The 13,013-nt window shown below is 66.7% G+C and carries 13 protein-coding genes; 6 read left to right on the top strand and 7 right to left on the bottom strand.

Annotated features, from left to right (window positions below; genetic code table 11):
- Window positions 1-73 precede the first annotated feature (73 nt).
- Complete coding sequence (locus RS899_RS29560; RefSeq protein WP_315808698.1) at window positions 74-949, top strand: LysR family transcriptional regulator; 876 nt, start codon at window positions 74-76, stop codon at window positions 947-949.
- Here RS899_RS29560 and RS899_RS29555 read toward each other — a convergent pair whose 3' ends face one another.
- On the bottom strand, window positions 950-1,702 hold the full coding sequence (locus RS899_RS29555; protein WP_315808697.1) for a glutathione S-transferase family protein: 753 nt from the start codon (window positions 1,700-1,702) through the stop codon (window positions 950-952).
- 178 nt (window positions 1,703-1,880) lie between these two features.
- Here RS899_RS29555 and RS899_RS29550 point away from each other — a divergent pair, with 178 nt between their 5' ends.
- From RS899_RS29550 to RS899_RS29540, 3 genes are all read left to right on the top strand, one after another.
- On the top strand, window positions 1,881-2,384 hold the full coding sequence (locus RS899_RS29550; RefSeq protein WP_409978100.1) for an RNA polymerase sigma factor: 504 nt from the start codon (window positions 1,881-1,883) through the stop codon (window positions 2,382-2,384).
- Entirely contained in the window at window positions 2,381-3,343 is a 963-nt protein-coding gene (locus RS899_RS29545; protein ID WP_084359348.1) for a FecR domain-containing protein, read from the top strand. Before RS899_RS29550 ends, RS899_RS29545 begins: the two co-directional genes overlap by 4 nt.
- Before the next feature lie 206 nt (window positions 3,344-3,549).
- Entirely contained in the window at window positions 3,550-5,958 is a 2,409-nt protein-coding gene (locus RS899_RS29540; RefSeq protein WP_315808695.1) for a TonB-dependent siderophore receptor, read from the top strand.
- Window positions 5,959-6,142: 184 nt separating this feature from the next.
- On the opposite strand, the gene RS899_RS29535 is transcribed toward RS899_RS29540, so the two are convergent.
- Window positions 6,143-7,000: a protein phosphatase 2C domain-containing protein gene (locus tag RS899_RS29535; protein WP_315808694.1), complete on the bottom strand. Its 858-nt coding sequence runs from the start codon at window positions 6,998-7,000 to the stop codon at window positions 6,143-6,145.
- Window positions 7,001-7,080: 80 nt separating this feature from the next.
- Between RS899_RS29535 and RS899_RS29530 the strand changes: the two genes are divergently transcribed.
- Complete coding sequence (locus RS899_RS29530; protein WP_315808693.1) at window positions 7,081-8,031, top strand: virginiamycin B lyase family protein; 951 nt, start codon at window positions 7,081-7,083, stop codon at window positions 8,029-8,031.
- Window positions 8,032-8,050: 19 nt separating this feature from the next.
- Window positions 8,051-8,674: a glutathione S-transferase family protein gene (locus tag RS899_RS29525; protein WP_315808692.1), complete on the top strand. Its 624-nt coding sequence runs from the start codon at window positions 8,051-8,053 to the stop codon at window positions 8,672-8,674.
- Window positions 8,675-8,705: 31 nt separating this feature from the next.
- Here the strand turns inward: RS899_RS29525 and RS899_RS29520 are convergent, their stop codons facing one another.
- From RS899_RS29520 to creB, 5 genes are all read right to left on the bottom strand, one after another.
- Window positions 8,706-8,978, bottom strand: a complete 273-nt coding sequence (locus RS899_RS29520) for a hypothetical protein (RefSeq protein ID WP_054907982.1) — start codon at window positions 8,976-8,978, stop codon at window positions 8,706-8,708.
- Window positions 8,975-9,283, bottom strand: a complete 309-nt coding sequence (locus RS899_RS29515; RefSeq protein ID WP_315808691.1) for a hypothetical protein — start codon at window positions 9,281-9,283, stop codon at window positions 8,975-8,977. Before RS899_RS29515 ends, RS899_RS29520 begins: the two co-directional genes overlap by 4 nt.
- 11 nt (window positions 9,284-9,294) lie before the next feature.
- On the bottom strand, window positions 9,295-10,737 hold the full coding sequence (creD, locus tag RS899_RS29510) for a cell envelope integrity protein CreD (RefSeq protein WP_315808690.1): 1,443 nt from the start codon (window positions 10,735-10,737) through the stop codon (window positions 9,295-9,297).
- Between the two features lie 142 nt (window positions 10,738-10,879).
- Entirely contained in the window at window positions 10,880-12,295 is a 1,416-nt protein-coding gene (gene creC / locus RS899_RS29505; RefSeq protein ID WP_315808689.1) for a two-component system sensor histidine kinase CreC, read from the bottom strand.
- Window positions 12,295-12,984, bottom strand: a complete 690-nt coding sequence (creB, locus tag RS899_RS29500) for a two-component system response regulator CreB (protein ID WP_315808688.1) — start codon at window positions 12,982-12,984, stop codon at window positions 12,295-12,297. Before creB ends, creC begins: the two co-directional genes overlap by 1 nt.
- Window positions 12,985-13,013: the final 29 nt, after the last annotated feature.

Below are 13,013 nucleotides of genomic sequence, written 5' to 3'. Positions count from 1 at the left end.
GCAGACGAAGGTAGTTGCCGCGGCATTCCGAAGAAATTACAAAGAGCTGACCAAGACTGTCAGGAAAGCTGACATGCACGATTTCACCCTGCACGACCTGCAATGCTTCTATGCCGTGGCCACGGCGGGCGGCTTCCAGGCGGCGGCACAGCAACTGCACCGTTCGCACCCGGCGGTGTTCGCCGCCGTCGCCCGACTGGAGCGGCAGCTCGGTTTCGCGCTGCTGGATCGCAGCGGCTACCGCGTCACCCTGACCGCCTCCGGCCAATCCTTCCATCGCCGCGCCCAGGGCTTGCTGCGCGAGCTGGGCAGCCTGCGCGACCACGCCACGCACCTGGCCGCCGGAGAGGAAAGTGAATTGCGCGTGGTGCTCGGCGACTTCTGCCCGCGCCCTGCCCTGCTGGAGCGATTGGCGCGCTTTTTCTCCGGTGAACCGCAGACGCACCTGCAGCTGTACTTCGAAAGCGTCAGCGGCCCGCTGGAGCGGCTACTGGATGATGAAGCGGACCTGATCCTGCATCGCGTCGACAAGGCCGATCCGCGCCTGGAATGGCTGGACCTGGGCGCCGTGGATTTCATCCCGGTCATCGCCCCGGCGCTCCTGCCGGAAATGAAGAGCCCCGGCCCGGAACACCTGCGCCCGCTCACCCAGTGCGTCATGCGCGACAGCGCCCGGCACTCGCCGCCAGTGGAGTTCTTCACGCTGGATGGCGCGCCGCAATGCAGCGTGCCGGACCAGGCGATGAAGAAAGAGCTGGTGCTGTACGGCCTGGCCTGGGGGCACCTGCCGCGTCACCTGATAGAAGAGGAGCTCGCCGATGGCCGCCTGCGCGATCTGAGCGGAGCACAGCTGCCCGGCCGCCGCGAGGAACTGGTCGCCGCGCGCCGCCGCGACCGTGCCCACGGCCCGGTCGCGCAACGGCTCTGGAGCTTCTTGCAGGCGAGCTGATCAGCTGCGACTCATTGGCCCGCGCACCGGCTGCTCGCGCAGGTGGCTGACCTCGCTGACCGGCGCGCCCGCTGCGATCAGCGCCTCGCGCTGCTGCAGGATCGGCGTGCGGGCGATGGCGCGCTCGAAATAGTGGAGCTTTTCGAATGCCGGCAGGGCGAAGGCCGCTTCCAGCATCGCCGCCAGTTTTGGCCAGCGCTGGGCGTCGAGCTGGTAGCGGGCGAACTGCGCGTTGCGCATGAAGCAGGCAACACTGATGTCAGCGATGGACAGCTCGCCGAACAGCCAGCCGGTCGCCGGCAACTGTGCTTCCAGGTAGTCGAAGATCGACGGCAGATCCTGCTGATAGGTCTTTTCCAGCACCGCCGCGTCCGGTTCGCGACCCCAGACGCCACGGCCGATCACCAGTTGGTCGAACAGCTGCCAGATCACCACCTGGCCCATTCGGCTGTCGGCGAACTCCTCGATCCAGCGCGCCCGGGCGCGGTCGGCGACATCCGCCGGGTACAGCGGGGGCTGTGGATAACGTTCTTCGAGGTACTGGCAGATCACCGAGGAGTCGTTGAGCACCAGCTCGCCATCCAGCAGCACCGGCACCTGGCGCAGCGGGCTGAGGCGCTCGAATTCGGCGTTGCCGTAAAAGGGCACGACGGAATCGATGCGGTAGTCCACGCCCTTCATCTCCAGCAGGACCAGCGCTTTGCGCACATAGGGGGACAGGTAGGAGCCGATGATGAGTACGGGGTCGGACATGGCTGTTTTTCTTATAGGAATGGGCGCCCGATTGTAGATCGCGCCGCGAACGGCAGACAAAAGCCGACGGGCGCCAATTGCGCGCGTGACTGCACTTTGCGATCATTTGCGAATAGTTATCGTTTTTGAACTTGATCCCATTCGAGATCATTGGGGGAGTAGCTTGTCGGCCATCCAGATGGGTAGCGGCGAACTCGTTGGCGCCTTGTATCGCGATCACCGCGACTGGCTGACTGCCTGGCTGAACCGCAGCCTGGGCTGTCCGCAGCGCGCCGAAGACCTGAGCCAGGACACCTTCGTCCGCGTGCTTGGCCGTCGCGAGCTGCCTTCCCTGCGCGAACCGCGCGCCTTCCTGGTCACCGTCGCCAAGGGCCTGCTGGTGGATCACTGGCGCCGCGTGGCGCTGGAGCAAGCCTACCTCGAAGAGCTGAAGTTCCTGCCCGAAGCCGTGCAGCCCTCGACCGAGGACCACTGCCTGATCCTCGCCGACCTGCGCGAGATCGACCGCCTGCTGGGCAAGCTGTCCACCCGCGCGCGCAGCGCCTTCCTGCTCAACCGCCTGGATGGCCTGGGCCACGCCGAGATCGCCGAGCAACTGGGCGTTTCCGTGCCGCGGGTGCGCCAGTACATCGCCCAGGGCCTGCGCCAGTGCTACATCGCCCTGTACGGCGAGCCGACGTGAAGGGACCGGTTTCCCTGCAGGTGCTGGACGAGGCGATCAGCTGGCAGCTGCGCCTGGGCTCCGGTGAATCGCGCCCGGACGATGAAGCCGCCTTCGCTCGCTGGCATTCCGCCCACAGCGAACATGCCCGCGCCTGGAGCCAGTTGGGCATGCTCGACCGCAGCCTTGCTGGCGCCGCCCCCAAGGCCGCACGCAATGCCTTGCTGCGCTCGCCCGGCGAGTCGCGGCGCAAGGTCCGCCGGCTGGCCGGCACCGGGCTGTCGCTGCTGCTGGTCGGAGCGCTCGCGCTGGGCGTCGGCAATCGCTATACGCCGGTACGCTACGTCTTCTCCGACCTGGTAACCGCCACCGGCGAACAGCGCGAACTGCGCCTGCCGGACAACACCCTGCTCAAGCTCAACAGCCGCACCGCCGTCGACGTGCGCTTCGACGCCCAGCAGCGCCGCATCGTGCTGCTCAGCGGCGAGATCCTGGTAGAGACCGCCCACGGCGACAGCCGCCCCTTCATCGTCGAAACCGACGAGGGCCGCCTGCGTGCCCTCGGCACGCGCTTCCTGGTGGAGCGTGACGAAGGCGACAGTACCTTGCTCAGCGTCCTGCAATCCGCCGTGGCCGCGCGCCCCGAACAACTGCCGGACGAGCGCGTGATCAACCAGGGCCAGCAGGTGCGCTTGCGCGCCGATGGCTTCGGCAGCGTGGAGGCCAACAGCGCCACCGCCGATGCCTGGACCCACGGCATGCTGGTGGTGGACAACGTGCGCCTGGGCGAGCTGATCGACCAACTGGCTCGCTACAGCCCCGGCTACCTGGCGGTGGACCCGGCGCTGGCGGACCTGCGCATCACCGGCAGCTTCCCGCTGAAGAACATCGACCTGGCGCTCGGCTCGCTGGAGCCGACGCTGCCGGTGCGTATCGAGAAGCACGGCCCCTGGTGGTCGCGCGTGGTGCCGCGCGGCTGAAGATTCTTGTGCAGGGGCGAGCTTGCTCGCGAACGGATTCCTCCCCGATTACCACGGTATAAAGGGGTTCGCGAGCAAGGGCTAGGCGCCCCCCTCGGTCCTGCAAAAAGCCATCCGGAAAAATATTTTCACCCAGCCCTATCACTTTTTAATTCTCGTCCGGCAAGGAGGCATCGAGAAACGTTTTCATTCAGGAGTCGTTTTCAATGCGCCGCCCGTTCGAGCTTTCGCTTCGCCCCTGCCTGCTGGCCACCGCCATTCTGCTGGCTACCTCCTCGGCCCTCGCCGCCGACGCCGTGCGTGATTACCAACTGCCCGCCGGCCCGCTGGCCAGCACCCTCAACCGCATCGCCGCAGAAGGTGGCCTGAGCCTGAGCCTCGACCCGGCGCTGGCCCAGGGTCGCAGCGCGCATGCCGTGCAGGGCCGCTTCGATGCCGCCAGCGCACTGCGCCAGGCGCTGCAGGGCACCGGGCTGGAGCTGGTGGAAAGCGAATCGGGCAGCTACAGCCTGCGCCCGGCGCCGAGCGACACCCTGTCGATGTCCGCCACCACCGTCAGCGGCACCCAGGAAGACCCGGACGGCCCGGCCGTGGGCTACCTGGCCACCCGCACCCGCGCCGGCACCAAGACCGACACCCCGCTGCTGGAAGCCCCGCGCTCCATCTCCGTCGCCACCCGCGAGCAGATGCAGGACCGCAACGTGCAGAGCCTGGATGACGCGGTGCGCTACATGCCCGGCGTGATCGCCAGCAGCTACGGCAACGACACCCGCGCCGAATGGCTGAAGGTGCGCGGCTTCGAGCCGACCCAGTTCCTCGACGGCCTGCCGCTGCCCAAGGGCTCCTACGTGATGCCCAAGCTGGAAACCTGGGACCTGGAACGCGTCGCCCTGCTGCGCGGCCCGGCCTCCTCGCTGTACGGCCAGACCCCGCCCGGCGGCCTGCTGGACATGACCAGCCGCCGTCCGGAAGTTGAAAGCAGCCATGAAGTGCAGCTGCAGGTCGGCAGCTACGAGCACAAGCAGATTTCCTTCGACAGCACCGGCAAGGTCGACGACGCCGGCAACCTGCTGTACCGCGTCAGCGGTGTCGTGCGCGACAGCAACACGCAAGTCGACCACGTCGACAACAAGCGCTACAACATCGCGCCGAGCCTGACCTGGAACTTCGACGAAGACACCAAGCTGACCTTCCTCTCGCAGTTCAACCGCGACGATACCGGCATCACCAGCCAGTTCCTGCCGCTGCAGGGCACCAAGCTGTCCACCCCGGCGGGCGAGGTGAAGTACCACGAGAACCTCGGCGATCCGGACTGGGAGTTCTACGACAAAACCTATTACGCCCTGGGTTACGCCTTCGAGCACCGCATCAACGACGTCTGGCAGTTCCGCCAGAACCTGCGCTACACCAAGAGCGACCTGTCCTTCCAGGGCATCACCGCTGGCGGCAGCGCAACCTCGGTCAGCGACGACGGCACCCTGGCCCGTGGCGCCAACGTGGTGGATGAAGACATCAGCCAGTTCGCCATCGACAACAACCTGCAGGCGGACTTCTCCACCGGCCCGCTCAAGCACACCCTGCTGCTGGGCCTGGATCACCAGCGTGCCAACACCAACTACAAGTGGCTGTATGGCGCGGCGCCGACCAGCAACATCACCAAGCCGATCTACGGGCAGGACTTCAGTAACGTCGCCTTCACCGCGTACAACGATTACAACCAGAAGATGCGCGACACCGGCCTCTACGCGCAGGACCAGATCGCCCTCGACAACTGGCGCCTGACCCTGGGCGGCCGCCAGGACTGGGCCCACACCGGCTCGAAGTTCTACGACGCCAACGGCGCCACCGACACTCGTCGCGACAGCCAGTTCAGCGGCAACGCAGCCCTGAGCTACGTGTTCGAGAATGGCGTGGCGCCCTACGTGTCCTATGCCGAGTCGTTCCAGACCGAAGCGGGCGGCACCGCCGGCGCGGCCTTCGAGCCGAGCACCGGCAAGCAGTACGAGCTGGGCGTGAAATACCAGCCGGTGGGCACCGACCTGATGCTCAGCGCGGCCGTCTACGACCTGACCCGCAAGAACATCGTCCTCACCGGCAGCGACTTCATCAGCCGCCCGGTGGGCGAAGCACAAGTGCGCGGCTTCGAGCTGGAGGCCGTAGGCAACGTCACCGAGAACCTCAAGGTGACCGCCGCCTACACCTACGCCAACAGCAAGATGACCAAGGTCGCCAACCCGCTGGACAAGAACCGTCCGCTGCCGCTCACCCCGGAAAACCAGGCCTCGCTGTGGGCCGACTACACCTGGCATGACGGCCTGCTCGACGGCTTCGGCCTGGGCTTCGGCACCCGCTACGTCGGCGAGACCCACAACATCGCTATCGGCAGCATGGGCTACGTGCGCGACAAGTCGGACGGCGACACCGGTTCCTACACCGTCTACGACGCCGCGGTGCACTACGACCTCGGCCGCCTGGACAACAGCCTCAACGGCCTGAACGTCGCGCTGAACGCCAACAACGTATTCGACAAGGAATACATCTCCACCTGCGACGGCTTCTACTGCTACTACGGCGACCGTCGCAACGTGGTGGCCAGCGTCAACTACAAGTTCTGACGCCTCCACGAAGCCGCGGGCACTCGTAGGGCGCATAACGCGCAAGCGTTATGCGCCGGGCAAAAGCCGGCGGATAACCTGTTCCAGGTTATTCGCCTTACGATCCTGCGCACTGAAAGCCCCGTTCCGAAGGAGCGGGGCTTTTTGCTTTCTACGCAACGCCACTCTTCGGCGTTTCGGAGACTCAGCCGCGTACGATTCCCCACACCACGCTCGCATCGTCGTGGATCTTCAGGCGTGGATAGTCCAGCGCCTGGCCGTCGGCGCTTTCCAGCGCACGCAGTTCATCGATCAGCGCTTCGACGCCACGTTCAGGCAGCGCCGCGAACAGCGAATCGAGGTCGTAGCGACGGAAATCCAGCAGCCGGTCGAAACCATCGGTCACCAGCATGAACGCCTTCAATCCTGAAGGATCGAGCACCCGGCGCTGCACATGCGCAATCCAGCGATCGCTCGGATCGAGGCACCAATAACCCTGCGGAGTGTTCGCCAGCGCCCGGTTGCGCCGCACCCACTCGCGGCTGGCCTGCCACAGCTGTGCGTGAGACCAATCCGGGTTTGCCTCGCGCAGCGCCAGCAGGCGCTGTACCGACTGGCGGTCGATCTCCTCCAGCGGTGTGTCGCCGAAGCTCTCCACATGCCCGTCATCCCATGCCAGGTGGATGCAGGTGTCGCAGAGATTGAGCAGCTCCAGCGAGCCATCGCCCAGCACCCGCAGCAGGCTCAGGCAAGCGGTGGGCAGGTTCAGATCAAGGCTCACGGCCACGCCGGAATCGCGCTGGAAATCCGCAGCGATGCCCGCCTGCAGTTGCACCAGCAGGTCTTGAGTCGGCCTGTACGGCTGCTCCTCCAGCAGGCGCTGAAGATGAGCATTGGCGCTCTGCGCCAGCCAGCGCGCGTCGCTCTCGCCGCCGACCAGCCCCTGCCCGAGACTGGTCGCGCCATCCAGCACCCAGGCCGCCTGCGCGGTGTAGCCGATGGCATCGTCGTTCACCGGCGAGCCCTGGCGGCACGCCGCCCCCAATACGGAAATCGTCGTCACAACCGCTCTCCTTCGTTTCGTCGGCCACACTGACCGGCGTACAGTCTCATCACCATCCGGACTCTGCCAAGGAGAGCCCCATGTTTCGCGTCCTGCCGTTGCTGCTCGCCGGCCTGTTGCTGGCCACCGGCGCCCACGCCACGCAAGTGAAGTACTTCGACCTGCCCAAGGGTTCCGGCCCGCACGACGTGGCGCCCACCGAAGACGGCAAGGTCTGGTACACCGCGCAGAAGCTCGGCGTGCTCGGCCGGCTCGATCCGCAGACCGGGCAGAGCGAGCAGATCAGCCTCGGCAAGGGCTCCAGCCCCCACGGCGTGATCGCCGACGCCAACGGCGACGCCTGGATCACCGACAGTGGCCTCAACGCCATCGTCCACGTGGACGCGCAGCGTCTGGGCGTGGAGGTCATCCCGTTGCCCAAGGAAGCGGCCAACGCCAATCTCAACACTGCGGTATTCGATGACGACGGCGTGCTGTGGTTCACCGGGCAGAATGGCTTCTATGGTCGGCTCGACCCGGACAGCCGCGACCTGAAGGTCTGGCCGGCGCCGCGCGGCAAGGGCCCGTACGGCATCGCCGTGACTCCGGATGGAGGCGTCTGGTACGCCTCCCTCGCGGGCAACTACATCGGCCAGGTCGACGATATCGCCGATAACGCCACCACCTTCGACGCCCCCGGCAACGACAGCGGCCCGCGTCGCCTGTGGGCCGACTCCGTGGGGCGGCTGTGGATCAGCCAGTGGAGCGCCGGAAGCCTGGCGCGCTTCGACCCCAGCGACAACCAGTGGAAAACCTGGAAGCTGCCGGGCGATCATCCGCAGCCCTATGCGGTCTACGTCGATGCCATGGACCAGGTCTGGCTGAGCGATTTCGCCGCCAATGCCCTGCTGCGCTTCGATCCGCAGAGCGAGAAATTCACGGCCTACCCGAGCGACCACGAACACGCCAACGTGCGCCAGCTGCTCGGCCGGCCCGGCGAGGTGTGGGGCGCCGAATCGGGCACCGATCGCCTGGTCGTCCTGCAAGATTGAACCCACCGAGGAGTCGTTGATGAGTACCCGTCCCGTCCTGTTCCACGCCGCCGCTTCGCCCTTCGTGCGCAAGGTCATGGTCCTGCTGCACGAGACCGGCCAGGTCGATTCCGTGGAGCTGTACGCTGCCGTCCACACACCCATCGCGCCGGACGCAGGCGTGCTGCAGGACAACCCCGCCGGAAAGATTCCCGCCCTGCGCCTGGCCGACGGCCAGACCCTGCATGACAGCCGGGTGATCCTCGAATACCTCGACCAGCAGCACGCCGGCGAGCCGCTGATTCCCCGCGACGGCGCGGCACGCTGGCGCCGCCTGACCCTCGCCTCATTGGCCGACGCAGTGCTGGATGCCGCCGTGCTGATTCGCTACGAAACCGCCATGCGCCCCCAGGAGAAGCACTGGGACAAATGGCTCGACAACCAACAGCTGAAGATCGTCCGCACCCTCGCCTATTTCGACGGCCCGGCCCACCCCGAGCTGGCCGAGCGCTTCGACATCGCCGCGATCGGCGTCGCCTGCGCGTTGGGCTACCTGGACTTCCGCCAGCCGCACTGGGACTGGCGCGCGGACTATCCGCAACTGGCGAAGTGGTTCGCAGAGGTCAGCCAGCGGCCGTCGATGCAGGCGACCGTGCCGGCCTGACTGACGATGGGTATCGCTGCACGCCCCCATCCTAGGGTACGCAGCTAAGAGAGCGGGCCGGCATGCTCCAGACCTGCCAGCCCGCACCGCCCAGCCCCCTCTCCCCTCGGGAGAGGGTTGGGGTGAGGGGAAGCCGGCTGCGCCAGGCCTTCATCGTCGGCTGGCTGTGCCGCACGACCCGCCGCTGAAAACGCTCATCACGCATTTCCCTCCGCCCCATCCCCTGCTCGAACAACCCGGCGATACGCCGCGCCAGCCGCCGCCCCACCTCGCGCTCCTCGCGCAGCCCGGCCCACGCACTCATGGCTGCTGCTCCTGGCGGCCGAAGCGATAGATCGGCAGCGCCAGCAGCAGGCCGAGCTGGGCGACTCCCACACACATCTCCAGGAAGGAGCGCACATGGGGATTGTTCGCCGCATCCTCGACGCCGGTGAGCAACTCCCACCAATCGCCCGGCAGCAGCAGGGCGATGTGGGCCAGCGGTTTGCCGCTGGCCACCAGCAGGGCGATCCAGTCGAAGCGGCCGATGAGCATCAGCGCTGGCAGGCACAAACCACTGATCAGCAGGCCGGCGAACAGGCACAGGGAAAAGCGCATCACGTTGGTCATCACGACTCTCCTCAGCGCTGTACGCGCACATCGTCCAGGGAAAATTCCAGGTCATCGCCACGGGGCTTGCCGATGCCATACCAGTCCAGCTGGCGAGTCAGCACCATCACGCCACCGAGCACACCGAACAGCAGCAGCGAGCCCATCAGCAAGGCATAGTCTTCGGCGCTGAGCAGCGCGTAGAGCATCCCGTAGAGCCCGGCGAGCCCCAGGCTGAAACCGGCGCCGCGCCACAGGCTGTGCAACACGTGGCAGAGGTAGAAACCGATCAGCCCGACACAGGCGCCAGCGGACAGCAGGTAGGCCAGCTCGAAGCCGAGATGCTCGGAGAGCGACAGCAGCAACAGGTAGAACAGCGCCAGCGCCATGCCCACCAGCGCGTACTGGATCGGGTGCACCGACAGGCGCTTGAGTACTTCGAAGAGGAAGAAGCCGGCGAAGGTGAGGACGATGAACAGCAGCGCGTACTTCACCGCGCGGTCGGTCTTCAGGTACTGGTCCACCGGGTCCACCAGCGCCACGCCGAAGCGATGCTCACCGAACTGGCTGCACTCGGCGGTGCTGGCGCGGGAGGTATCCGGATCGTCCGCACCGACCGCCCGAGCCACGTCGACCTGGGCCGGCGCGGTGCATGCACGCAGTTGGTCCTCCAGGTTGGTGGCGAAGAAACTGGTGCGCCAACGCGCGCTGAAACCCTGGTCGCTGACACTGCGCTCGGTGGGCAGGAACTCGCCACCGAAGCTGGGGTGCGGCCAGTCCGAGACCAGGTTGACCTGGCTGTCGCGGCCCACCGGGGTGATGTCCAGGCGGCTGCTGCCCAGCAGGGACAGCTCGAAGGCGTAGTCGAAGCGCTGCTCGCGGTCGCTGGCCTTGAACGGCAGCACGGCATGCACGCCGTTGCCGAGGAACTGGCTCTGGGTGCCGGGCTGGAAGTCGCGCAGCACGTCGCCGACCTTCAGCTTCGGCGCGTTCTCGATACCGCGCACATCGCTGATGCCTACTGCCAGCAGCGGCTCATCGAAACGGTAACTGCCCAGGTCGCTGCTGATGCCGTAGTTGGCCGGCAGGACGAAGCTGCCGCTGACCTGGCTGTCGGCATGGAACAGGCGCGCCTCGTAGATGCCGCGATGGCGCAGTTCGGTGCGCATCTGCCCATCGAGGCTGAAGACTTCCGGCAGGAAGTACAGCCGCCCGCGCACTTCGCGCTCCTGCAATACGCGCTGCTGGCTGGCCTTGTCCAGGCGCCAGGCGCGAATGGTGCGAGTGTAGGGCACGACCACCAGCGGGCCGGTGAGCTGCTGGCTGTAGCTGGCGCTGCGGGCGATGTCCTGCAGGACCTCGTCGCGGTAGTTCTGACGTTCGTCGACCAGGCCGTCGATCATCAGCAGGGGTATCAGCAGGAGGACGATCAACAGCGCGATGGCGCCGAGCTTGATGCCGAGTTGGCGGTTCATTGAAGGCTTTCTCCGTGGGTGGACGACGGAGAGAGCTTGGGGTTCGCGCGTGGTGGCGCTCGGGGCGGAATGTGGAGAGTCTGTGTGATTTGCGTGGGCCGGCTTTTGTAGGACCGAGGGGGACGCCCAGTCCTCCTCGGCCCTACATAGGCAACAACAGAGTCGCGCGGACGCCGCCGTCGACGTTTTCCACGCTCAGTTCGCCGCCATGCAACGTCGCCACTTCCGCGACGAAGTTGAGCCCCAGCCCGGTGCTCTTGCGGCCACTCGCCGGGCGCGGCAGGGAGTAGAAACGCTCGGTCAGGCGCGGCAGGGCGAACTCCGGAATGGCTTCGCCCTGGTTGAACAGTTCGACGCGCCAGCCCTCGCCTTCGGGCTGCGCATCGAAGCGAATGACGCCACCCGCCGGCGTGAAATCCAGTGCGTTGTCCAGCAGGTTGCCCAGCGCCTGGCGCAGCAGGAAGCGCTCGCCGTATACCGTCGCCTGCTGCGGGATGGCGTTCTCCAGCTGCACGCCCTGCACCCGCGCCATGCGCTCGTCGATCAGCTCGCTCGCCAGTTCATGCAAGGCCACCGGCACGCGCTCCTCCAGTCCCTGGCGCTGCTCCACCTGGGCCAGGTTCAGCAACCGTTCGATCATTTGCTGCAGGCGCTCGCTTTCTCCCGCGATGTTGCCGACGAAGCGCGCACGCTGCTCGGCGGGCATCTCGCCTTCGAGCAACTCTGCAGCACCACGGATCGCCGCCAGCGGGCTCTTCAGTTCGTGGGTCAGGGTGTGCACGTAGCGCTCGACGTAATCCTTGCCCTCCAGTTGCACACGCATGCGCTCCACGGCGCCGGCCAGCTGCGCCATCTCGCCACCGCGATAACGCGGCAGCTTCGCGCGGCGCCCTTCGCTCACCGCCTGGGCGTAGCGGGTCAGGCGATCCAGCGAGCGGCTCAGCCACCAGGACAGCCCCGCGCCGACCAGCAGGCCGAGCACGATCAGCCCCGCACCGAGCCACGCGAGGCGCCGTTGCGAACGGTCGATATAGGGCTGCAACGTGCGGTTGGGTTTGGAGACCGAAACCACGCCGATGATCTTCTCGCCATCGCGGATCGGCGCGGCGACATACATCACCGAGGATTCCGGGTCGTCCGCCGACTCGCGGCTGGAGCGCGCGCCGTACTGGCCGCGCAGGGTCAGGTAGACGTCGTTCCAGCGCGAGTAGTCCTGGCCCACGGCCTGGCCGAGGGAATCCAGCAGGACGATGCCGCGCGCGTCGGTCACGTAGATGCGGTGGTTCACCGCGGTCTTGTTCACGCCCCAGATATCCGCCTGCGGGCTGCGCGCGCCATAGGCGCGAAGCATCTCGGGCAGGCGGCTCTGGTCGAGGGTACCGCGCTTCACGTCGGCCTGGAGAATCTCGGCCAGCAGGTTGGCCGTGTCCACCAGCGTCTCTTCGCTGGACTGGCGCACGCCGGGGCGGATCTCGTCCATCACCGTGCGCAATACGAACCAGCCGGTCAGCCCAACGAAGAAGAAGTAGACCAGGAAGATCCGCAGCGACAGGCGCATCAGCTCTTGTCCGGCGCGTAGCTGTAGCCCAGGCCGCGGTGGGTCTGGATCGGTTCGGCGGCGGGGGCGACCTGGCGCAGCTTGGCGCGCAGGCTCTTGATGTGGCTGTCGACGTTGCGCTCGTAGCCGGCGTCGGCAGCGACGCCCAGGGCATCGAGCAACTGCTCGCGGCTGAACACCCGCTCGGGGCGCGCCAGCAGCGTCTGCAGCAGGCGGAATTCGTGGCGGGTCAGGCTCAGTGACTGGCCGCGGTAGCGGATCTGGAAACGCTCCTCGTCCACCTCGAACGGGGCATTGCCGATCACCGCGGGGGCAGGCGCTTCACGCGGTGCGGTGCGCTTGAGGATGGCCTTCACCCGCGCGGCGACTTCGCGCGGGCTGAAGGGTTTAACGACGTAGTCGTCGGCACCGATTTCCAGGCCGACCACGCGGTCGATCTCGGCGTTGCGCGCGGTGAGGAAGATCACCGGCACCTCGGAGAAACGACGCAGTTGCTTGCAGGCTTCGAAGCCGCTGATATCCGGCAGCCCGACGTCGAGGATGACCAGGTCGAAGGCGTCGCGCTGCAGGCGCTCGAGGGCGGGGCCGGCGAGGTTCAGCCAGGTCGTTTCGAAACCTTCGGCCTGCAGGGCATAGAGCAGCGTGTCGGCGATGGCGGCTTCATCTTCGACGATGAGGATGTGGGGCATGGGATTCCGATTCCCGGGAAAGTCCCGGA

The organism is Pseudomonas sp. C9-3 (assembly GCF_032392015.1).
Taxonomy (GTDB): Bacteria; Pseudomonadota; Gammaproteobacteria; order Pseudomonadales; family Pseudomonadaceae; genus Pseudomonas; species Pseudomonas nitroreducens.
The sequence above is the reverse complement of the archived record's forward strand: the minus strand, read 5'-3'. Positions and strand labels throughout refer to the sequence as shown.

Bases quoted from the DNA above. Each gene is read 5' to 3' on its own strand.
- RS899_RS29555 (WP_315808697.1), bottom strand. From the start codon at position 1,702: ATGTCCGACCCCGTACTCATCATCGGCTCCTACCTGTCCCCCTATGTG.
- creC (WP_315808689.1), bottom strand. From the start codon at position 12,295: ATGCGCCTGTCGCTGCGGATCTTCCTGGTCTACTTCTTCTTCGTTGGG.
- RS899_RS29515 (WP_315808691.1), bottom strand. From the start codon at position 9,283: ATGACCAACGTGATGCGCTTTTCCCTGTGCCTGTTCGCCGGCCTGCTG.
- RS899_RS29560 (WP_315808698.1), top strand. From the start codon at position 74: ATGCACGATTTCACCCTGCACGACCTGCAATGCTTCTATGCCGTGGCC.
- RS899_RS29530 (WP_315808693.1), top strand. From the start codon at position 7,081: ATGTTTCGCGTCCTGCCGTTGCTGCTCGCCGGCCTGTTGCTGGCCACC.
- RS899_RS29525 (WP_315808692.1), top strand. From the start codon at position 8,051: ATGAGTACCCGTCCCGTCCTGTTCCACGCCGCCGCTTCGCCCTTCGTG.
- RS899_RS29540 (WP_315808695.1), top strand. From the start codon at position 3,550: ATGCGCCGCCCGTTCGAGCTTTCGCTTCGCCCCTGCCTGCTGGCCACC.
- RS899_RS29550 (WP_409978100.1), top strand. From the start codon at position 1,881: ATGGGTAGCGGCGAACTCGTTGGCGCCTTGTATCGCGATCACCGCGAC.
- creD (WP_315808690.1), bottom strand. From the start codon at position 10,737: ATGAACCGCCAACTCGGCATCAAGCTCGGCGCCATCGCGCTGTTGATC.
- creB (WP_315808688.1), bottom strand. From the start codon at position 12,984: ATGCCCCACATCCTCATCGTCGAAGATGAAGCCGCCATCGCCGACACG.
- RS899_RS29520 (WP_054907982.1), bottom strand. From the start codon at position 8,978: ATGAGTGCGTGGGCCGGGCTGCGCGAGGAGCGCGAGGTGGGGCGGCGG.